The 18,742-nt window shown below is 66.3% G+C and carries 29 protein-coding genes; 27 read left to right on the forward strand and 2 right to left on the reverse strand.

The annotated features are described in order from the left end of the window. From rplB to rplQ, 26 genes are all read left to right on the forward strand, one after another. Positions 1-840, forward strand: coding sequence for a 50S ribosomal protein L2 (gene rplB, locus AC2D10_RS15535; protein ID WP_484708956.1), 840 nt, complete (start codon positions 1-3; stop codon positions 838-840). 12 nt (positions 841-852) lie between these two features. After that, positions 853-1,134 carry a 30S ribosomal protein S19 gene (rpsS, locus tag AC2D10_RS15540; RefSeq protein ID WP_484708958.1) on the forward strand — a complete coding sequence of 94 codons (282 nt, stop codon included), beginning with the start codon at positions 853-855 and terminating at the stop codon, positions 1,132-1,134. 25 nt (positions 1,135-1,159) lie between these two features. Then, positions 1,160-1,558: a 50S ribosomal protein L22 gene (rplV, locus tag AC2D10_RS15545; protein WP_484708959.1), complete on the forward strand. Its 399-nt coding sequence runs from the start codon at positions 1,160-1,162 to the stop codon at positions 1,556-1,558. Beyond that, positions 1,558-2,313, forward strand: coding sequence for a 30S ribosomal protein S3 (gene rpsC, locus AC2D10_RS15550; protein WP_463794081.1), 756 nt, complete (start codon positions 1,558-1,560; stop codon positions 2,311-2,313). Before rplV ends, rpsC begins: the two co-directional genes overlap by 1 nt. Next, the gene (gene rplP / locus AC2D10_RS15555) at positions 2,313-2,732 is read left to right on the forward strand and encodes a 50S ribosomal protein L16 (RefSeq protein ID WP_484708962.1); all 420 of its coding nucleotides are present in this window, start codon (positions 2,313-2,315) and stop codon (positions 2,730-2,732) included. The genes rpsC and rplP overlap by 1 nt, the downstream gene beginning before the upstream one ends. Further along, entirely contained in the window at positions 2,732-3,049 is a 318-nt protein-coding gene (rpmC, locus tag AC2D10_RS15560; RefSeq protein WP_045278747.1) for a 50S ribosomal protein L29, read from the forward strand. The genes rplP and rpmC overlap by 1 nt, the downstream gene beginning before the upstream one ends. After that, complete coding sequence (rpsQ, locus tag AC2D10_RS15565) at positions 3,049-3,384, forward strand: 30S ribosomal protein S17 (protein ID WP_484708965.1); 336 nt, start codon at positions 3,049-3,051, stop codon at positions 3,382-3,384. Before rpmC ends, rpsQ begins: the two co-directional genes overlap by 1 nt. Beyond that, entirely contained in the window at positions 3,381-3,749 is a 369-nt protein-coding gene (rplN, locus tag AC2D10_RS15570; RefSeq protein WP_463794072.1) for a 50S ribosomal protein L14, read from the forward strand. The genes rpsQ and rplN overlap by 4 nt, the downstream gene beginning before the upstream one ends. 2 nt (positions 3,750-3,751) lie before the next feature. Beyond that, positions 3,752-4,111, forward strand: a complete 360-nt coding sequence (gene rplX, locus AC2D10_RS15575) for a 50S ribosomal protein L24 (RefSeq protein WP_484708967.1) — start codon at positions 3,752-3,754, stop codon at positions 4,109-4,111. Beyond that, the gene (gene rplE, locus AC2D10_RS15580; protein WP_484708968.1) at positions 4,111-4,701 is read left to right on the forward strand and encodes a 50S ribosomal protein L5; all 591 of its coding nucleotides are present in this window, start codon (positions 4,111-4,113) and stop codon (positions 4,699-4,701) included. Before rplX ends, rplE begins: the two co-directional genes overlap by 1 nt. Before the next feature lie 152 nt (positions 4,702-4,853). Next, positions 4,854-5,252: a 30S ribosomal protein S8 gene (gene rpsH / locus AC2D10_RS15585; RefSeq protein ID WP_484708970.1), complete on the forward strand. Its 399-nt coding sequence runs from the start codon at positions 4,854-4,856 to the stop codon at positions 5,250-5,252. 6 nt (positions 5,253-5,258) lie between these two features. Continuing rightward, positions 5,259-5,795 (forward strand): 50S ribosomal protein L6, encoded by a 537-nt coding sequence (gene rplF / locus AC2D10_RS15590; RefSeq protein ID WP_484708971.1) that lies wholly within the window; start codon positions 5,259-5,261, stop codon positions 5,793-5,795. A 2-nt stretch (positions 5,796-5,797) separates the two neighbouring features. Next, positions 5,798-6,157 carry a 50S ribosomal protein L18 gene (gene rplR, locus AC2D10_RS15595; RefSeq protein ID WP_029260926.1) on the forward strand — a complete coding sequence of 120 codons (360 nt, stop codon included), beginning with the start codon at positions 5,798-5,800 and terminating at the stop codon, positions 6,155-6,157. Continuing rightward, the gene (gene rpsE, locus AC2D10_RS15600; RefSeq protein ID WP_484708973.1) at positions 6,154-6,870 is read left to right on the forward strand and encodes a 30S ribosomal protein S5; all 717 of its coding nucleotides are present in this window, start codon (positions 6,154-6,156) and stop codon (positions 6,868-6,870) included. Before rplR ends, rpsE begins: the two co-directional genes overlap by 4 nt. Further along, positions 6,870-7,055 (forward strand): 50S ribosomal protein L30, encoded by a 186-nt coding sequence (gene rpmD, locus AC2D10_RS15605; protein ID WP_046013417.1) that lies wholly within the window; start codon positions 6,870-6,872, stop codon positions 7,053-7,055. The genes rpsE and rpmD overlap by 1 nt, the downstream gene beginning before the upstream one ends. Next, positions 7,055-7,690, forward strand: coding sequence for a 50S ribosomal protein L15 (gene rplO, locus AC2D10_RS15610; RefSeq protein WP_484708974.1), 636 nt, complete (start codon positions 7,055-7,057; stop codon positions 7,688-7,690). The genes rpmD and rplO overlap by 1 nt, the downstream gene beginning before the upstream one ends. A 129-nt stretch (positions 7,691-7,819) precedes the next feature. Next, a complete protein-coding gene (secY, locus tag AC2D10_RS15615) occupies positions 7,820-9,142 on the forward strand; it encodes a preprotein translocase subunit SecY (protein ID WP_484708975.1) in 1,323 nt (440 codons plus the stop codon). Next, positions 9,139-9,735: an adenylate kinase gene (locus tag AC2D10_RS15620; protein WP_484708977.1), complete on the forward strand. Its 597-nt coding sequence runs from the start codon at positions 9,139-9,141 to the stop codon at positions 9,733-9,735. Before secY ends, AC2D10_RS15620 begins: the two co-directional genes overlap by 4 nt. 10 nt (positions 9,736-9,745) lie before the next feature. Then, entirely contained in the window at positions 9,746-10,594 is an 849-nt protein-coding gene (map, locus tag AC2D10_RS15625; protein ID WP_484708978.1) for a type I methionyl aminopeptidase, read from the forward strand. 2 nt (positions 10,595-10,596) lie between these two features. Continuing rightward, positions 10,597-11,265: a DsbA family protein gene (locus AC2D10_RS15630; protein ID WP_484708979.1), complete on the forward strand. Its 669-nt coding sequence runs from the start codon at positions 10,597-10,599 to the stop codon at positions 11,263-11,265. Between the two features lie 223 nt (positions 11,266-11,488). Next, the gene (gene infA, locus AC2D10_RS15635; protein WP_017201569.1) at positions 11,489-11,710 is read left to right on the forward strand and encodes a translation initiation factor IF-1; all 222 of its coding nucleotides are present in this window, start codon (positions 11,489-11,491) and stop codon (positions 11,708-11,710) included. 66 nt (positions 11,711-11,776) lie between these two features. Next, positions 11,777-11,893 (forward strand): 50S ribosomal protein L36, encoded by a 117-nt coding sequence (gene rpmJ / locus AC2D10_RS15640; protein WP_005050492.1) that lies wholly within the window; start codon positions 11,777-11,779, stop codon positions 11,891-11,893. A 161-nt stretch (positions 11,894-12,054) separates the two neighbouring features. Next, entirely contained in the window at positions 12,055-12,429 is a 375-nt protein-coding gene (gene rpsM / locus AC2D10_RS15645) for a 30S ribosomal protein S13 (protein ID WP_341973769.1), read from the forward strand. 31 nt (positions 12,430-12,460) lie between these two features. Beyond that, the gene (gene rpsK / locus AC2D10_RS15650) at positions 12,461-12,859 is read left to right on the forward strand and encodes a 30S ribosomal protein S11 (protein WP_136055213.1); all 399 of its coding nucleotides are present in this window, start codon (positions 12,461-12,463) and stop codon (positions 12,857-12,859) included. A gap of 136 nt (positions 12,860-12,995) precedes the next feature. Further along, positions 12,996-13,985: a DNA-directed RNA polymerase subunit alpha gene (locus tag AC2D10_RS15655; RefSeq protein ID WP_045278736.1), complete on the forward strand. Its 990-nt coding sequence runs from the start codon at positions 12,996-12,998 to the stop codon at positions 13,983-13,985. 33 nt (positions 13,986-14,018) lie between these two features. Continuing rightward, on the forward strand, positions 14,019-14,582 hold the full coding sequence (gene rplQ / locus AC2D10_RS15660; RefSeq protein WP_484708982.1) for a 50S ribosomal protein L17: 564 nt from the start codon (positions 14,019-14,021) through the stop codon (positions 14,580-14,582). A gap of 69 nt (positions 14,583-14,651) precedes the next feature. Here rplQ and AC2D10_RS15665 read toward each other — a convergent pair whose 3' ends face one another. Next, positions 14,652-16,226, reverse strand: a complete 1,575-nt coding sequence (locus AC2D10_RS15665; RefSeq protein WP_484708984.1) for an AMP-binding protein — start codon at positions 16,224-16,226, stop codon at positions 14,652-14,654. Positions 16,227-16,320: 94 nt separating this feature from the next. Further along, positions 16,321-17,556: a sensor histidine kinase gene (locus AC2D10_RS15670; RefSeq protein WP_484708986.1), complete on the reverse strand. Its 1,236-nt coding sequence runs from the start codon at positions 17,554-17,556 to the stop codon at positions 16,321-16,323. Positions 17,557-17,719: 163 nt separating this feature from the next. On the opposite strand from AC2D10_RS15670, the gene AC2D10_RS15675 reads away from it, so the two are divergent. Further along, positions 17,720-18,742, forward strand: coding sequence for a Bug family tripartite tricarboxylate transporter substrate binding protein (locus AC2D10_RS15675; protein ID WP_484708988.1), 1,023 nt, complete (start codon positions 17,720-17,722; stop codon positions 18,740-18,742).

The raw sequence follows: 18,742 nt of genomic DNA on the forward strand, positions 1-18,742 counted from the left end.
ATGGCTATTCGCAAGTACAAGCCCACGACCCCGGGCCGTCGCGGCTCGTCGGTGGCTGACTTCGCCGAGATCACACGATCGACGCCGGAGAAGTCGCTGCTGCGCCCGCTCTCGAAGACCGGTGGTCGTAACAACCAGGGCCGCATCACGACCCGTCACATCGGTGGTGGCCACAAGCGCCAGTACCGTGTCATCGACTTCCGTCGCAATGACAAGGACGGCGTCGACGCTCGGGTCGCTCACATCGAGTACGACCCCAACCGCACCGCGCGCATCGCGCTCCTGCACTACTTCGACGGCGAGAAGCGCTACATCCTCGCGCCGGCGAAGCTGAAGCAGGGCGACGTCGTCGAGTCGGGTGCCGGGGCTGACATCAAGCCCGGCAACAACCTCCCGCTGCGGAACATCCCCACGGGTACGGTCATCCACGCGATCGAGCTCCGCCCCGGCGGCGGCGCGAAGATGGCACGTTCGGCCGGAGCATCCGTCCGTCTCGTCGCCAAGGACGGCGCCTTCGCTCAGCTGCGTCTGCCCTCGGGCGAGATCCGCAACGTCGATGCGCGCTGCCGCGCGACCATCGGCGAGGTCGGCAACGCCGAGCAGTCGAACATCAACTGGGGCAAGGCCGGCCGCATGCGCTGGAAGGGCGTCCGCCCGACCGTCCGTGGTGTCGCGATGAACCCGGTCGACCACCCCCACGGTGGTGGTGAGGGTAAGACCTCCGGTGGTCGTCACCCCGTTTCTCCTTGGGGCCAGGCTGAGGGTCGCACCCGCCACGCCAACAAGGAAAGCGACAAGTACATCGTGCGTCGTCGTAACGCCGGCAAGAAGCGTAAGTAGGAGTAAGAGAAGATGCCTCGCAGTCTTAAGAAGGGCCCCTTCGTCGACGAGCACCTGCTTCGCAAGGTGATCGGTCAGAACGATAAGGGCACCAAGAACGTCATCAAGACCTGGTCTCGCCGGTCCATGATCATCCCGGCCATGCTGGGTCACACGATCGCGGTCCACGACGGACGCAAGCACATCCCCGTGTTCGTCTCCGAGACCATGGTCGGTCACAAGCTGGGCGAGTTCGCGCCCACCCGCACCTTCCGCGGCCACGAGAAGGACGACAAGAAGGGTCGCCGGCGCTGACGCGCCCGGCGTAGAGGAGAGAGAAATGGTGGAGTCCATCGCACGCGTGCGACACATCCGCGTGACCCCTCAGAAGGCTCGTCGTGTCGTCGCGCTCATCAAGGGCAAGCAGGCCCAGGAGGCTCTGGCGATCCTGAAGTTCGCACAGCAGAGCGCCAGTGAGCCGATCTACAAGCTTGTCGCGTCGGCCATGGCCAACGCGCAGGTCAAGGCGGATCGCGACGGCGAGTTCCTCGACGAGCAGGACCTGTACGTGGCTAACGCGTACGTGGACGAGGGATCGACGCTCAAGCGTTTCCGTCCCCGTGCACAGGGTCGCGCTTTCCAGATCAAGAAGCGCACGAGCCACATCACGGTCGTGCTCTCGACGCCTGAGGCAGCTCCGGCCGCCACGGGCGACAGCAACAAGAAGGCGAGCAAGTAATGGGACAGAAGGTAAACCCGTACGGCTTCCGTCTCGGTATCACCACCGACCACGTGTCGCGCTGGTTCTCCGACTCGACGAAGCCGGGTCAGCGTTACGCCGACTACGTCGCCGAGGACATCAAGATCCGTAACCTGCTCAAGACGCAGCTCGACCGCGCCGGAGTCTCGAACATCGAGATCGAGCGCACCCGTGATCGCGTCCGCGTCGACATCCACACCGCCCGTCCGGGCATCGTGATCGGTCGTCGTGGAGCCGAGGCCGAGCGCATTCGTGGCGACCTCGAGAAGCTCTCGGGCAAGCAGATCCAGCTGAACATCCTCGAGGTCAAGAACCCCGAGGCTGATGCTCAGCTCGTCGCACAGGGCGTCGCCGAGCAGCTCTCTGCTCGTGTGGCCTTCCGTCGCGCGATGCGCAAGGGTATGCAGGGCGCTCAGCGCGCCGGCGCCAAGGGCATCCGCATCCAGGTCTCCGGTCGCCTCGGCGGCGCGGAGATGAGCCGGTCGGAGTTCTACCGCGAAGGTCGTGTGCCGCTGCACACCCTGCGCGCGAACATCGACTACGGCTTCTACGAGGCGAAGACCACCTTCGGCCGTATCGGTGTGAAGGTCTGGATCTACAAGGGCGACCTCACCGCAAAGGAGCTCGCTCGCGAGCAGGCCAATGCACCGAAGTCCCGTCGTGACGACCGTGGTGGCGACCGCCGCCGCGCGCCGCGCAACGAGGCACCTGTCGCAGAAGGAGCGTCGGCATAATGCTCATCCCCCGTAAGGTCAAGTTCCGCAAGCAGCACCACCCGGGTCGCTCGGGTCAGGCTACCGGTGGTACCGAGGTCTCGTTCGGCGAGTACGGCATCCAGGCACTCACGCCTGCATACGTCACGAACCGTCAGATCGAGTCCGCTCGTATCGCCATGACCCGTCACATCAAGCGTGGTGGAAAGGTCTGGATCAACATCTACCCGGACCGTCCGCTCACGAAGAAGCCTGCCGAGACCCGCATGGGTTCCGGTAAGGGTTCCCCCGAGTGGTGGGTCGCCAACGTCAAGCCGGGTCGCGTCCTCTTCGAGGTCGCCGGCGTGAGCGAAGAACTCGCTCGCGAGGCACTCACCCGTGCCATTCACAAGCTGCCTCTCAAGGCACGCATCATCAAGCGCGAGGAGGGCGACGCGTAATGGCGATCGGCACCAAGGAGCTCGCTCCGGCAGAGCTCGACACGTTCGAAGACCAGCGCCTCGTAGAGGAGCTGCGCAAGGCCAAGGAGGAGCTGTTCAACCTCCGTTTCCAGTCGGCCACCGGCCAGCTGGAGAGCCACGGCCGCATCCGCGCCGTCAAGCGCGACATCGCGCGTCTCTACACCGTGATCCGCGAACGCGAGCTGGGCATCCGTGCGACGCCAGCTCCGGTCGAGGTCCCGGCCAAGAAGGCGACCAAGTCGAAGGCGAAGAAGGCGGACTCCGCCGACGACGCCGTGAAGGAAGAGGCTGAGTGATGGCCACCAAGAAGGAAGAGACTGTGGAGACGCAGTCCGCCGCAGGACACGAGTCGTCTGCGCACGACGTGCGTGACGCCGCTGCCCGTGGCTACCGCAAGTCGCGTCGCGGCTACGTCGTCAGCGACAAGATGGACAAGACCATCGTGGTCGAGGTCGAGGACCGCGTGAAGCACCCGCTTTACGGCAAGGTCATCCGCCGCACCTCGAAGGTCAAGGCGCACGACGAGGCGAACTCCGCCGGCATCGGCGACCTGGTCCTGATCAACGAGACCCGCCCGCTGAGCGCCACGAAGCGCTGGCGCCTGGTGGAGATTCTGGAGAAGGCCAAGTGATCCAGCAGGAATCCCGACTCAAGGTCGCCGACAACACCGGCGCCAAGGAGCTCCTCACCATCCGCGTGCTCGGTGGCTCCAAGCGTCGTTACGCCGGCCTCGGTGACACCATCGTCGCGACCGTCAAGGACGCGATCCCCGGTGGGAACGTCAAGAAGGGTGATGTCGTCAAGGCGGTCATCGTCCGCACCAAGAAGGAGACGCGCCGTTCCGACGGCTCGTACATCAAGTTCGACGAGAACGCCGCAGTGATTCTGAAGAACGACGGGGAGCCCCGCGGCACCCGTATCTTCGGACCGGTCGGTCGTGAGCTTCGCGACAAGAAGTTCATGAAGATCGTCTCGCTGGCGCCGGAGGTCATTTAATCATGGCGAAGATCAAGAAGGGTGACCTGGTTCAGGTCATCACCGGAGCCACGCAGGAGCGTGGCGGCGACCGCGGCAAGCAGGGCAAGGTCCTCGAGATCCTGTCCGACAAGAACCGCGTCATCGTCGAAGGCGTGAACTACGTCACCAAGCACACGCGCGTCGGTCAGACGCAGCGTGGCAGCAAGACGGGCGGCATCGAGACTGTCGAGGCCTCCATCCACATTTCGAACGTCGCACTCGTCGACCCCTCGACCAAGGAGCCGACCAAGGTCGGCCACCGGGTCGAGGAGCAGACCAAGGACGGCGTCAAGCGCACCGTCCGCGTGCGTTTCGCGAAGAAGAGCGGTAAGGACCTCTGATGAGCACCGACACTGCCGCGCCGGCTGGCAAGATCCAGCCGCGCCTGAAGCAGAAGTACAACACCGAGATCAAGAAGGCGCTGCAGGAAGAGTTCGGTTACGCGAACGTCATGCAGATCCCCGGACTGGTCAAGGTCGTCGTGAACACCGGTGTCGGCGAGGCAGCTCGCGACAGCAAGGTGATCGACGGCGCGGTCGACGATCTCACCAAGATCACCGGCCAGAAGCCGATCGTCACGAAGGCCCGCAAGTCCATCGCGCAGTTCAAGCTGCGTGAAGGACAGGCCATCGGCGCGCACGTCACCCTCCGCGGTGACCGCGCGTGGGAGTTCGTGGATCGCCTCGTCTCGCTCGCACTGCCCCGTATCCGCGACTTCCGCGGCCTCTCGGGCAAGCAGTTCGACGGCAACGGCAACTACACCTTCGGTCTCCAGGAGCAGAGCGTGTTCCACGAGATCGATCAGGACAAGATCGACCGGGTTCGCGGTTTCGACATCACCGTCGTCACCACCGCGAAGACGGATGACGAGGGTCGGGCACTGCTCCGCCACCTCGGCTTCCCGTTCCGCTCGGAAGACGTACAGGCGTAACCCTCTGACAGGCTCAGCGGCCTTCCGGCCGCTGAGCCTGTCGTTCGGTCATCGAGCTCGTCGAAGTGGCCGTACAATTGAAGATTGCGTGTCATCGCAGGCCGTCTGTCGTGTAACGGCAGCCGGAACCTCATGAACAAAGGAAAACAACAATGACAATGACAGACCCGGTCGCAGATCTGCTGACCCGTCTGCGCAACGCGAATTCGGCGCACCACGACTCCGTGACCCTGCCGTCGAGCAAGCTCAAGACGAACATCGCCGAGATCCTCCAGCAGGAGGGCTACATCGCCGGTTGGGAGATCTCTGACGCACGCGTCGGGAAGAACCTCACCCTGCAGCTGAAGTACGGCCCGAACCGCGAGCGCTCGATCGCTGGCATCAAGCGCGTCTCGAAGCCCGGCCTCCGCGTCTACGCGAAGTCCACCGAGCTTCCCACGGTCCTCGGCGGCCTCGGCGTGGCCATCCTGTCCACCTCCTCCGGTCTTCTCACCGACCGTCAGGCAGAGCAGAAGGGCGTGGGCGGAGAAGTTCTCGCCTACGTGTGGTAATTCGAAATGTCGCGTATCGGACGACTTCCCATCGACGTTCCTGCGGGCGTGACCGTCTCGGTCACCGGCCGTGAGGTCGCGGTGAAGGGCCCCAAGGGTGAACTCACCCTCACGGTGGCCAGCCCCATCGAGGTCGCGGTCGAGGAGAGCCAGGTTCTGGTCTCCCGTCCCGACGACGAGCGTGAGTCGCGGTCGCTCCACGGCCTGACCCGCACGCTCATCAACAACAACATCATCGGCGTGACCCAGGGCTACACCAAGGGTCTCGAGGTCGTCGGAACCGGTTACCGCGTCGCTCAGAAGGGCGGCTCGGTCGAGTTCGCTCTCGGCTTCTCGCACCCGGTCCTGATCGACCCGCCGGCCGGTATCACGCTCACGGTCGAGGGCACGAACAAGCTCACCGTCAGCGGTATCGACAAGCAGGCTGTCGGTGAGGCAGCTGCCAACATCCGCAAGATCCGCAAGCCCGAGCCGTACAAGGGCAAGGGTGTTCGCTACGCCGGCGAGAACGTGCGTCGCAAGGCCGGAAAGAGTGGTAAGTAACCATGGCTCTCAAGTCAAAGTCTGACGCCCGCGCGCGTCGTCATGCCCGCCTTCGCAAGAAGGTCGTCGGCACCGAGGTGCGTCCGCGCCTCGTCGTCAACCGCTCGGCCCGCCACGTCTTCGTGCAGCTGGTCGACGACAGCAAGGGTCACACCGTGGCGTCGGCTTCGACGCTCGAGACCGACCTGCGCTCGCTCGAGGGCGACAAGACCGCCAAGGCACGCAAGGTCGGCGAGCTTCTCGCCGAGCGCGCGAAGGCTGCAGGCGTTTCCGAGGCAGTGTTCGACCGTGGCGGCAACCGCTACGCCGGTCGTGTCGCCGCCATCGCCGACGGCGCCCGCGAGGGGGGTCTGGCACTGTGAGTGACAACAAGGAGAACGAAGTGACCGAAACGGCTGCTGCCGCTCCCGAGGCGGCTGCCGTCGTCTCTGAGACGGCTGCCGGCACGACCCAGGCCGAGCCGGCTCGCGAGGGCCGCCGCGGCGGCGGTCGCGATCGCAACCAGGGCGGTGGCCGCGACCGCAATTCGCGCGACCGTGGTGACAACCAGTTCCTGGAGCGCGTCGTCACGATCAACCGCGTGTCGAAGGTCGTCAAGGGTGGTCGTCGCTTCAGCTTCACCGCTCTCGTCGTCGTCGGCGACGGCAACGGTCTGGTGGGCGTCGGCTACGGCAAGGCCCGTGAGGTCCCTCTCGCGATCGCGAAGGGTGTCGAAGAGGCCAAGCGCAACTTCTTCCGCGTTCCGCGCGTCGCCAGCACGATCCCGCACCCGGTGCAGGGTGAAGCTGCCGCCGGTGTGGTGCTGCTGCGTCCGGCTGCTGCCGGTACCGGTGTCATCGCGGGTGGTCCCGTCCGCGCCGTGCTCGAGTGCGCCGGTATCCACGACGTGCTGTCGAAGTCGCTCGGCTCGTCCAACACGATCAACATCGTGCACGCGACCGTTGCCGCCCTGAAGCAGCTCGAGGAGCCCCGTGCGGTCGCCGCACGTCGTGGCCTCGAGTTCGACCAGGTCGCTCCGGCGCGTCTGGTTCGTGCGGAGGCCGACGCCATCGCCGCACAGAAGGTAGGTGCCTGATGGCTTCGCGCCTCAAGGTCACGCAGGTCAAGTCCAAGGTGAGCGAGAAGCAGAACCAGCGTGACACGCTGCGCAGCCTCGGTCTGAAGCGAATCGGTGACAGCACCGTTCGCCCCGACGACGCGCAGACGCGCGGTTACGTCAAGACCGTCGCCCACCTCGTCAAGGTTGAGGAGATCGACTAATGGCTGAGAAGAACGACGCCGTCGAGGCCACCAAGGCCCCGAAGAAGGCTGCCGCTCCCAAGGCTGCCGCAGAGAAGAAGCCCGCCGCGAAGAAGGCACCGGCCAAGTCCGCTGCCAGCAACGCCACGGCCGACTCTGCAGCAAAGAAGCCCGCTGCCAAGAAGGCCGCGCCGAAGAAGGACGCTGCGGCATCCCGCCCCGGCGTGCTGAAGGTGCACCACCTGCGTCCGGTCCCCGGATCCAACACCGCCAAGACTCGCGTCGGCCGTGGTGAAGGCTCCAAGGGTAAGACTGCAGGCCGTGGTACCAAGGGCACCCGGGCTCGCAACACCGTTCGCGTCGGCTTCGAGGGTGGGCAGATGCCTCTGCACATGCGCACCCCGAAGCTGCGCGGGTTCAAGAACCCGTTCCGCGTGGAGTACCAGGTCGTGAACCTGGAGAAGCTCGCGGAGCTGTACCCCTCGGGTGGCGATGTCACCATCAGCGACCTGGTCGCCAAGGGTGCCGTTCGCAAGAACGAGAAGGTCAAGGTTCTCGGAAACGGCGACATCGCCGTGAAGCTCACCGTCGCGGTCGACAAGGTCTCGGGTTCTGCCGAGCAGAAGATCGTGGCTGCGGGCGGATCCGTCAAGTAACCACCACACAAGAGGGGCCGGAGATTCTCCGGCCCCTCTTGTGCTTCGGTCTCCCGGCTCCGTCGGGTAGGTTACCCTGGTCATTCAGCCGTCCTTCGGGATCCGGCAACCTTTTCAGGAGGAACGTCCTTGTTTAGCGCCATCGCGCGGATCTTCCGCACCCCGGACTTGCGTCGGAAGATCGGTTTCACGTTGGCGATCATCGCCATCTACCGTCTCGGCTCCAACGTCCCCGCTCCGTTCGTGAACTTCCCGAACGTCGAGGAGTGCCTCGCGCAGAATGCGGGCGCTGACGGGTTGCTCGGTCTGGTCAATCTCTTCTCCGGTGGCGCACTGCTCCAGCTGTCGATCTTCGCGCTCGGCGTCATGCCGTACATCACGGCGACGATCATCACCCAGCTGCTCCGCGTGGTCATCCCGCACTTCGAGGCGCTGCACAAGGAAGGTCAGGCAGGCCAGGCCCGTCTGACCCAGTACACGCGGTACCTGACGATCGCGCTGGCTCTGCTGCAGTCGACGACGCTGGTGACGGTGGCCCGCAGCGGTCAGCTCTTCGGCGCGACCGACATCGCCGCGTGCCAGAACCTCCTCACCAACGACGTCTGGTGGGCGCAGCTGCTCATCATCATGACGATGACCGCCGGTACCGGCCTGATCATGTGGTTCGCCGAGCTCGTCACCGAACGCGGCATCGGCAACGGCATGTCGCTGCTGATCTTCACGTCCATCGCCGCGACGTTCCCCGGCGCCATGGGCATGATCTGGGAGAGCCGTGGCTTCGAGACCTTCCTCCTGGTCTTGGCGGTCGGCATCATCGTGATGGGGCTCGTCGTGTTCGTCGAGCAATCCCAGCGACGCATCCCGGTGCAGTACGCCAAGCGCATGGTCGGTCGCCGCACCTACGGCGGCACGAACACCTACATCCCGATCAAGGTGAACATGGCGGGTGTGATCCCGGTCATCTTCGCGTCGTCGCTGTTGTACATCCCGGCGCTGATCGCGCAGTTCAACACCCCGCAGGACGGCACGGTTCCGCCGGCCTGGGTCACCTGGATCAGCACGTACCTCACCACCGGCGACCAGCCGGTGTACATGCTCGCGTACTTCCTGCTCATCATCGGGTTCACGTACTTCTACGTCGCGATCACGTTCAACCCGGTCGAGGTCGCCGACAACATGAAGAAGTACGGCGGGTTCATCCCCGGCATCCGTGCCGGTCGCCCGACCGCCGAGTACCTCGACTACGTCCTGACGCGCATCACGCTCCCGGGTTCCATCTACCTGGGTCTGATCGCGCTGATCCCGCTCATCGCCCTGGCCACGGTCGGCGCCAACCAGAACTTCCCGTTCGGGGGTGCCTCGATCCTGATCATCGTGGGTGTGGGTCTCGAGACGGTCAAGCAGATCGACGCGCAGCTGCAGCAGCGCCACTACGAAGGGCTTCTTCGATGACGACATCCGCACGGCTCCTGATCGTCGGCCCCCAGGGCTCGGGCAAGGGCACGCAGGGTGTCCGCATCGCAGAGTCGTACGGCATCCCGGTCGTCTCGACGGGAGACATCTTCCGCGCGAACATCAAAGAGGGCACCCCGCTCGGTCAGCAGGTCACCGCTGTCCTCGATGCCGGGGACCTCGTGCCCGACGAGCTGACGAGCGAGATCGTGCGCGACCGCCTGTCGCAGGAGGACGCCGCCAACGGATTCCTGCTCGACGGGTATCCGCGCAACGCCGCCCAGGTGGCGCACCTCGACACCTTCCTCGCGGAGCGCGGGGAGTCCCTCGACGCCGTCATCCTGCTCGATGTGCCGCGTGAGGTGAGCATGGAGCGCCTGACGCTGCGTGCCACCGAGCAGGGGCGATCGGATGACACCCCCGAGGGCATCGGCCACCGCCTCGACATCTACGAGCGCGAGACCGCTCCGATCCTCGAGGCGTACGGCGCCAAGGGCATCGTGGATCGCATCGACGGTGTCGGCTCGCTCGACGAGATCACCAGCCGCGTGTTCGCCGCACTGACCGCACGCGGTCTGCGGCTCGCGGCCTGAGCGACTGACGATGTTCCGCCGGTCGATCTACAAGACCCCGGCTCAGCTGCGGTCGATGGTGGAGCCAGGGCTCATCACGGCTGAGGCGCTCGACGCCGTCCGTCCGCTGATCCGCGCGGGTGTCACCACGCTCGAGCTCGACGCCGCCGCGAACGCCGCGATCATCGCCCGCGGCGCGGAGTCCAACTTCCAGCTCGTGCGCGGCTACCAGCACACGATCTGCGTTTCGGTGAATGAGCAGGTCGTGCACGGGATCCCCGGCGACAGGGTGTTGCAGCCGGGCGACATCGTCTCGGTCGACTGCGGCGCGCAGTTCCAGGGCTGGAACGGCGACAGCGCGATCTCCGTCGTGGTGCCCGACCTGGAACGCCCCGAGCTCGTCGCGCATCGCGAGGAGCTCTCGCGCGTGACCGAGGGATCGATGTGGGCAGGCATCGCCGCGATGGCGACCGCGCAGCACATCGGCGAGATCGGTGCCGCGATTCAGGGGTACATCGAGGCGCAGGGGCCCTCTGCGGTGTCGGGGGAGCCCTACGGCATTCTCCGCGAGTACGTCGGCCACGGGATCGGCCGCAAGATGCACGAGGCACCGAGCGTCTTCAACTACCGCACGCCCGACCCGGGCGCCGAGATCAAGCCGGGCCTCGTGCTCGCGATCGAACCAATGGTGACGGCGGGCGGTGAGGCGACCTACGTCGAGGATGACGACTGGACCGTCACGACCGTCGACGGCACGGACGGCTCACATTGGGAACATAGCGTGGCCCGCCATGATGGTGGTATCTGGGTGCTCACCGCGCCCGATGGAGGAAGAGCCGGACTCGCCCCGTTCGGGGTCGAGCCTCGAGAGATCGGATAGTAATGGCAGCGGCGAAGAGCAACACCAACTGGTTCGCGATCGGCGTCTCGATCGCCGTGGTCGTGGTGCTGGTAGCCCTGGGTGGCCTCGTGGTGTTCCTGAACAACCAGGCCACTGCTCCCGGCGCCGCGCCGACGAGCAATGAGTCCTTCGACGCCGAGTCGGGTGCGATCTCGCTCGGTGACGGCGACCAGACCGTGTCGGTCTTCGTGGACTTCCAGTGCCCGATCTGCAAGACCTTCGAAGACCAGTTCGGCGCCGATCTGCAGGCTGCAGCCGCGGACGGGCGCATCACGCTCGCCTACCACCCGATCGCCATCCTCGATCGCTTCTCGCAGGGCACGGACTACTCCTCCCGCTCGGCTGGCGCCGCCGTCTGCGTCGCCGAGTCGAACCCCGAGCTGTACGTCGACTACGCCGACACGCTGTTCCAGAACCAGCCCGCCGAGAACTCCTCGGGACTCACCACCGACGAACTCGCGGCATTCGCGACGCAGGTGGGCGCCGAAGACTCGGTCGAGTGCATCACGGACGAGACCTACCGCAAGTTCGGCGTCGCGCAGGCGAAGTCCAACGAGATCGGCGGCACCCCCACGGTGGAGATCGACGGGACCCGTCTCGACCTCTCCAACGCTGCCGACATGAAGAAGCTCACAGACCTGATCGGCTGATCGGTCGCACGTTCGCAGCGGGTCGCTCCTTCGGGAGCGGCCCGCTTCTTCGGTGAGAGCCGGGCTCCGGCATGTCGCCGGCGCTCAAGTTGCCGGATGGCCCCGAAGCGTCTAACATAGATCTTTGGTGCTTTGTGCCTTGATTCGGCGTGTCCGGCGGCTCAGCATCACCATCCAATCACCCACCGCAGATCGACCGGTCTGCAGAAGCGTCAGCGAGGCTATGGCTAAGAAAGACGGTGTCATCGAGATCGAGGGCGTGATCTCCGAGGCTCTCCCCAATGCGATGTTCCGCGTTGAGTTGAGCAACGGACACAAGGTCCTGGCAACGATCTCCGGCAAGATGCGGCAGAACTACATCCGCATCATCCCCGAAGACCGCGTGGTCGTGGAGCTCAGCCCCTACGACCTGACTCGCGGCCGTATCGTCTACCGCTACCGCTAGACCGGTCGAGAAGTAACGGCCTGCCTCGGTCTCGAGGCGGTACGAAGACAGCGAACAGGAAACATCATGAAGGTCAACCCCAGCGTCAAGCCCATCTGCGATCACTGCAAGGTGATCCGCCGCCACGGCCGCGTCATGGTGATCTGCAAGAGCAACCCGCGTCACAAGCAGCGCCAGGGCTGACCTGCGCTGCGCGGCATCGCTCGCGCACATCTCACAACTGAACACACAGACGGCAGGATCAGATCCTTCGTCGGGGCTCAGGCACCGGCGAAGAGGACACCTCGGGCGGAGGCCCGAGCACCGATCCTGTCCCACACCTCCACACCACCCAGGAGAACCGCATGGCACGTCTTGCCGGCGTTGACATCCCGCGCGACAAGCGCGTGGTGATCGCCCTTACCTACATCTACGGCGTCGGCCGTACCCGCTCCGTCGAGATCCTCAAGGCGACGGAGATCGACGAGAGCATCCGCGTGAAGGACCTCAGCGACGACCAGCTGATCATCCTCCGCGACTACATCGAAGGCAACTACAAGGTGGAGGGTGACCTCCGCCGCGAGGTCGCCGCAGACATCCGCCGCAAGGTCGAGATCGGCTCCTACGAGGGCATCCGCCATCGTCGTGGTCTCCCGGTCCGTGGTCAGCGCACCAAGACCAACGCCCGTACCCGCAAGGGCCCGAAGCGCACCGTCGCAGGCAAGAAGAAGGCCCGCTAAGCGCGGCCCCAGGGACTAGGAGAACACTTTCATGGCTGCACCCAAGGCCGCCGCGCGCAAGCCGCGCCGCAAGGAAAAGAAGAACATCGCGCTGGGCCAGGCCCACATCAAGTCGACGTTCAACAACACCATCGTTTCGATCACCGACCCGTCCGGCGCTGTCATCAGCTGGGCGTCGTCGGGTGGAGTGGGCTTCAAGGGCTCGCGCAAGTCGACCCCGTACGCCGCAGGTCTTGCTGCCGAGTCCGCTGCGCGTCAGGCGCAGGAGCACGGCGTCAAGAAGGTCGACGTCTTCGTGAAGGGTCCGGGCTCCGGCCGCGAGACCGCGATCCGCTCGCTCCAGGCCGCAGGCCTCGAGGTCGGCTCGATCCAGGACGTCACCCCGCAGGCGCACAACGGCTGCCGTCCGCCGAAGCGTCGCCGCGTCTGATCCGGCTCGGTGAGCCGCTCGCCTCTCTCTGAGAGGCGGGCGGCTCACCGCCCGCATGCGGGCACAGACTTCCACAACTCAAGACCTCACCCCACCACATGTCATATAGCGGTCATGTGATCGAAAGGAACACAGAGTGCTCATTGCACAGCGTCCCACACTCACCGAGGAAAAGATCGTCGAGAACCGGAGCCGGTTCATCATCGAGCCTCTGGAGCCCGGCTTCGGATACACGATCGGCAACGCGCTGCGTCGCAGCCTGCTGTCGTCGATCCCCGGCGCCGCTGTCACCAGCGTTCGCATCGACGGTGTGCTGCACGAGTTCAGCACCATCCCCGGCGTGAAAGAGGATGTCACCGAGATCATCCTCAACATCAAGGGCCTGGTCGTCTCCTCGGAGCGCGACGAGCCCATCACCGCGTACCTGCGCAAGACCGGTTCGGGCGAAGTGACCGCCGCCGACATCTCGGCTCCGGCCGGTGTCGAGGTCCACAACCCCGAGCTCGTCATCGCGACGCTGAACGACACGGCGAAGTTCGAGCTGGAACTGACGATCGAGCGTGGCCGTGGCTACGTCTCGGGCACGCAGAACCGCAACGAGTACGCCGAGGCCGGTCAGATCCCGATCGACTCGATCTACTCGCCGGTCCTCAAGGTCAGCTACCGCGTCGAGGCGACTCGTGCCGGTGAGCGCACCGACTTCGACAAGCTCATCCTCGACGTCGAGACCAAGAACAGCATCGTCCCGCGCGACGCCGTCGCTTCGGCCGCCAAGACGCTGACCGAGCTGTTCGGTCTCGCCCGCGAGCTGAACGTCGAGGCCGAGGGCATCGAGATCGGCCCGGCGCCGGTGGAGGCAGTGAACTCCAGCGAGCTGTCGATGCCGATCGAGGACCTCGACCTGTCGGTCCGCTCGTACAACTGCCTGAAGCGTGAGGGCATCAACACTGTTTCCGAGCTCGTCGCCCTGTCGGAGACGCAGCTCATGAACATCCGCAATTTCGGCCAGAAGTCGGTCGACGAGGTGCGCGACAAGCTCATCTCGCTCGGTCTGTCGCTCAAGGATTCGGTGCCCGGTTTCGACGGCGCCCACTTCTACGGCGGCAGCGAAGACGAGTCCTTCTGAACCCCGACCTTTCTGACCAGGAGCTAGACGATTATGCCCAAGCCCACTAAGGGTCCCCGCCTCGGAGGCGGCCCCGCACACGAGCGCCTCATGCTTGCCAACCTCGCGGCGGCGCTCTACACCCACAAGTCGATCAAGACGACCGAGACCAAGGCCAAGCGCCTGCGTCCGCTCGCCGAGCGACTGATCACCTTCGCCAAGCGTGGCGACCTGCACGCGCGTCGTCGCGTGCTCGCCGTCATCGGTGACAAGAGCGTCGTGCACACGCTCTTCACCGAGATCGCACCGCTGGTCGCTGACCGTGAGGGTGGCTACACCCGCATCACGAAGGTCGGCAACCGCAAGGGTGACAACGCGCCCATGGCTGTGATCGAGCTCGTCCTCGAGCCCGTGAACCCGAAGCCGAAGTCCGCCAAGAAGACCGCCGCGGCTGAGAAGTCCGCTCCGGTCGCTGCGGAGGCCCCGGCCGACGAGACCCCCGTCGAGGAGCAGGCCGCTGAGGAGGCTCCCGCCGAGGACGCCGCCGGCGCCGGCGCCGAGTCGCAGGCCGAGGGCGAAGCAGCCGAGGCTGCCGCTGAGGACGCTGTCGAGAAGTAATCACTTCTGCACGGAAGAAGCCCGCCGCCCCTTCCGGGGTGGCGGGCTTCTTCGTGCGCGGGGCGGGGCTCAGCGGGTGCGGAGGTCCTTGCGCAGGATCTTCCCGGAGGCGGACTTCGGGATGGCGTCGATGAACTCCACCTGACGGACCTTCTCGTGCGGGGCGACACGATCGGCGACGTGCGCGACGACGGCGTCGGCATCGATCTCGGCACCCGGCTGGACCACGACGAAGGCCTTCGGTACCTCCTGGCCGTCGGCGTCGGGGGCGCCGATCACCGCGGCATCCGCGATCGCCGGGTGCTCCAGCAGCACGGCCTCGAGCACGGCGGGCGCGACCTGATAGCCCTTGTACTTGATGAGCTCCTTGAGCCGGTCGACGATCCGGAAGATCCCGTCGTGGGTGACGGTGGCGACGTCTCCGGTGTGCAGCCAGCCGTCGGCGTCGAGCATCTCTGCCGTGGCATCCGGTCGGTTCAGGTATCCCGTCATGACCTGCGGGCCACGGATCAGCAGCTCGCCCGGTTCGCTCACGCCATCGACCGGAGCCTCGAGGTCGGCGCCCGTCTCGGAGTCGCGCAGTCGCGCCTCGGTGCCGCTGAGCAGCAGCCCGACCGAGGAGCGATCGAGGTCATGCCGGTCGGCGGGGATGGCGTGCGTGACCGGACTGGTCTCGGTCATGCCGTACCCCTGGCACACGATGCAGTCGAGTCGGGCGGCGACAGCAGAGGCGAGGGCGCCATCGAGCGGGGCCGCGCCCGAGAAGATGACCTTGACGGCCGAGAGGTCGTACTGGTCGACGAGTGGATGCTTCGCCAGCGCGACCGCGATCGGCGGAGCGATGAACACCCAGGTGGTGCGGTGCTCGGCGACCACGCGCAGGAACTCGGTGAGGCCGAACTTCGGCATGGTGACGAGTGCGGCCCGCTGCCGCAGGGCGAAGTTCAGCAGCACCGTCATGCCGTAGATGTGGAAGAAGGGCAGCACGGCCAGCACGCGGTCGTCGTCGTCGAGCGAGATCGTCGAGCGGCACTGGCTGACGTTCGCGACGAGATTGCGGTGCGTGAGCATGACGCCCTTCGGGCGCCCGGTGGTGCCGGAGGAGTAGGGCAGCACGGCGAGATGCTCGGCCGGATCGAAGGACACGGCGGGTGCGGGATGCCCCTCGCCGAGCATCGCAGCGAGTGAAGGATGCCCCTCGGCGCCGTCGAGCACGATGAGGTGCTCCGCGTCGATGCCGACCCGGGCGGCCGCGGCTTCGGCCCCGGGCAACAACGGTGACACCGTGATGAGCCACTCGGCCTCGGCGTCGGTGAGCTGGCTCGCGATCTCTTCGGGCGTGTAGAGGGAGTTGATCGTGGTGGCGGTGGCCCCCGCGCGCAGGATGCCGTGGAAGACGGTCGCGAATGCGGGGATGTTCGGGCACAGCACTCCGACGCGGGTGCCGACGCCCACGCCGCGCGCGGCGAGCGCCCCCGCGAACAGCTCGATCTGGCCGATCAGCTGACGGTAGGTGGTCTCGGCGCCGCTCGTGCCGTCGATCAGCGCGGTGGCGTCGAGCCGCGTCTCGTCGAGATCGCCGAAGAGGAAGTCGAACACGGAGACGTCGGGGATCTCGACATCGGGGAAGGTGCTGCGAACCATGAGATCTCCTTCGATCCGGCCGACCGGGCGTCGTCGCTACGGTGGGATCAAGTGTCGCACAGCAGGGGATTGCGTCCCAGGGCTCGGACCGCTTTCACACCGTCCGGGCGTCGGCGGAGTCGACCGCGCGATAGCGGGTGCTCGGACGACCCTTCGTGGAGTAGTCGAGCGTGCGGACGGCGCGACCGGTGCTCGCCAGGTGCTCGAGGTAGCGCCGTGCGCTGACCCGGGAGATCTGCAGGTCGTCGCCGATCTCAGTCGCCGACGCCTCGGGTCGCGCGGTCAGGGCGGTGACGACGCGGTCGAGCGTCTCGGCGCTGAGCCCCTTCGGAACGCCGAAGCGCTCGCGGAAGGCGATGATCGCGTCGGCCGTCTCCACCCGGCGCACGACGTCGTGCAGTTCGGTGTGATCGCGCAGCAGGAGCGTGGCCTCGACGCCCTGTCCGTCCACGACGCTGCCGGTGCTCCGAGCGACCAGCACGTGCGCACCGACGATGACCGGGCGGCCCACGGCCTCGCCTTCGCGGAGGACGGCGTGCAGCTCAGGACCGAGGACAGCGGCGGCATCCGTTCCGTCGAGCGCGCCGGCCTCGACGTCGAGGAATCGGGTCGCCGCGTCGTTCGCGAGGGTGATGCGCCCGTGCTCGTCGACCGTGATCACGCCTTCGCTGAGACCGTGCAGCGTCGTCTCCTGGTTCTTCACGAGAGCGGCGATCTGGTGCGGCTCGAGCCGGTAGATGCGGCGACGGATCACCGCGGTCACCCACGCGGAGCCGAAGACGCCGGCGACCGCGGCGGCGAGCATCGCGGCGATCAGCCAGGCGAGGTTGCTCATGAACTCAGCGTTCAGCTCCGACTCGAGGATGCCGACCGACGCGGTGCCGATCACCGCGCCCGCAGCATCCCGGATCGGCACCTTCACCCGCCAGGAGGGTCCGAGCGTTCCGGTCTGCGTGCCGACGTAGACCTCGCCGGCGAGCGGCACCGACGGGTCGGTCGACACCCGTTCGCCGATGCGATCCGGGTTCGGATGCGAGAAGCGGATGCCGTCGGCGTCGGCCACGACCACGTAGGCGAGGTCGGAGGCCTTGCGGATCACCTCGGCGACCGGCTGGATCTCGGCGGAGGGATCGGCGTCGTCGAAGGCCTCGAGCACCGTGGGCAGCTGAGCGATCGACTGCGCCACGGCCTGCATCCGGTCCTTGTACGCCTCGCGGAGGGCGCCCTCCTGGAACGCCCCGGCGACCACGCCGGTCGCGAGAGTCACGAGGAACACGATCAGCGCCTGCAACAGGAGCAGCTGAACGCGAAGCGTCATCTTCGAAGCCACCTCCCCATTCTGCTCGCTCCCCGTGCGGGCGGCGACAGGGCCGGTCGACCGTTCGCGACCAATAGTTTCAGAACCGGGAGCAATAGTTTCCGAAGCTTGAGCGCCGGCATCCGGGATCCCACAGTGGACGGACAGCATCACCGACGCTCAAGGAGGAGCGGAAATGAACACAGCACGTATCGGGACCCTGGCCGCGTTCGCGGCGGTCGCCGCACTGACATTGACCTCATGCGCCGGAGGGTCGTCTCCGGCAGCGGACGGCGGAGGCGACGGCGGCGAGGCCGTGAGCGTCACGGACCTGTCCATCGTCGTCCCGGCCGACCCCGGAGGCGGGTGGGACCAGACCGGGCGGGCGCTCTCGCAGCTGCTGACCGCGGACGGCATCGTCGACTCGGCGCCGGTCACCAACGTCGGTGGAGCCGGCGGCACGGTCGGCCTGGCGCAACTCGCCAACGAACGCGACCCGAACACGCTCATGGTGATGGGACTCGTGATGGTCGGCGCCGTCGAGACCAACGCCTCGGCGGTGCGCATCGAGGACATGACGCCGATCGCCCGGCTGACCGATGAGCCGCTGGTGGTCGTGGTACCCGCGGAGTCGGAGTACGACACTCTCGAAGACCTCGTCGAGGACGTCGTCGACAACGGCCAGGCGGTCACCATCACGGGCGGATCCGCCGGGGGAGCGGACCACATCCTCGCGGGGCTGATGCTCGAGGAGGCCGGGCTCGACGGTGGCGAGATCGCCGAGAAACTCAACTACACACCGAACTCCGGCGGCGGCGAGGCGACGTCGCTGATCCTCGGAGGCAAGGTCTCGGCCGGCATCTCGGGTGTCGGCGAGTTCCTGCAGCACATCGAGGCGGGCACCATGCGGGCCCTCGCCGTGTCGTCGGAGGAAGAGGTCGAACAGCTCCCCGGCGTGCCCACGATCACCAGATCGGGATACGACGTCGTGCTGACCAACTGGCGCGGCGTCATCGCGCCGGGCGACATCGACGGCGCGAACCGCGCCGAGCTCGAGCGCATCGTGACCGAGCTCCACGACTCCGAGGCCTGGACCGAGGAGCTGGAGACCCGCGGCTGGGCGGACGCCTTCCTCACCGGATCCGAGTTCGAGGACTTCCTCGCCGCAGACATCGACGAGGTCACCGCCACCCTGAAGAACATCGGCCTGGTCGGCTGA

This window comes from Microbacterium sp. PI-SA-G (genome assembly GCF_057215335.1).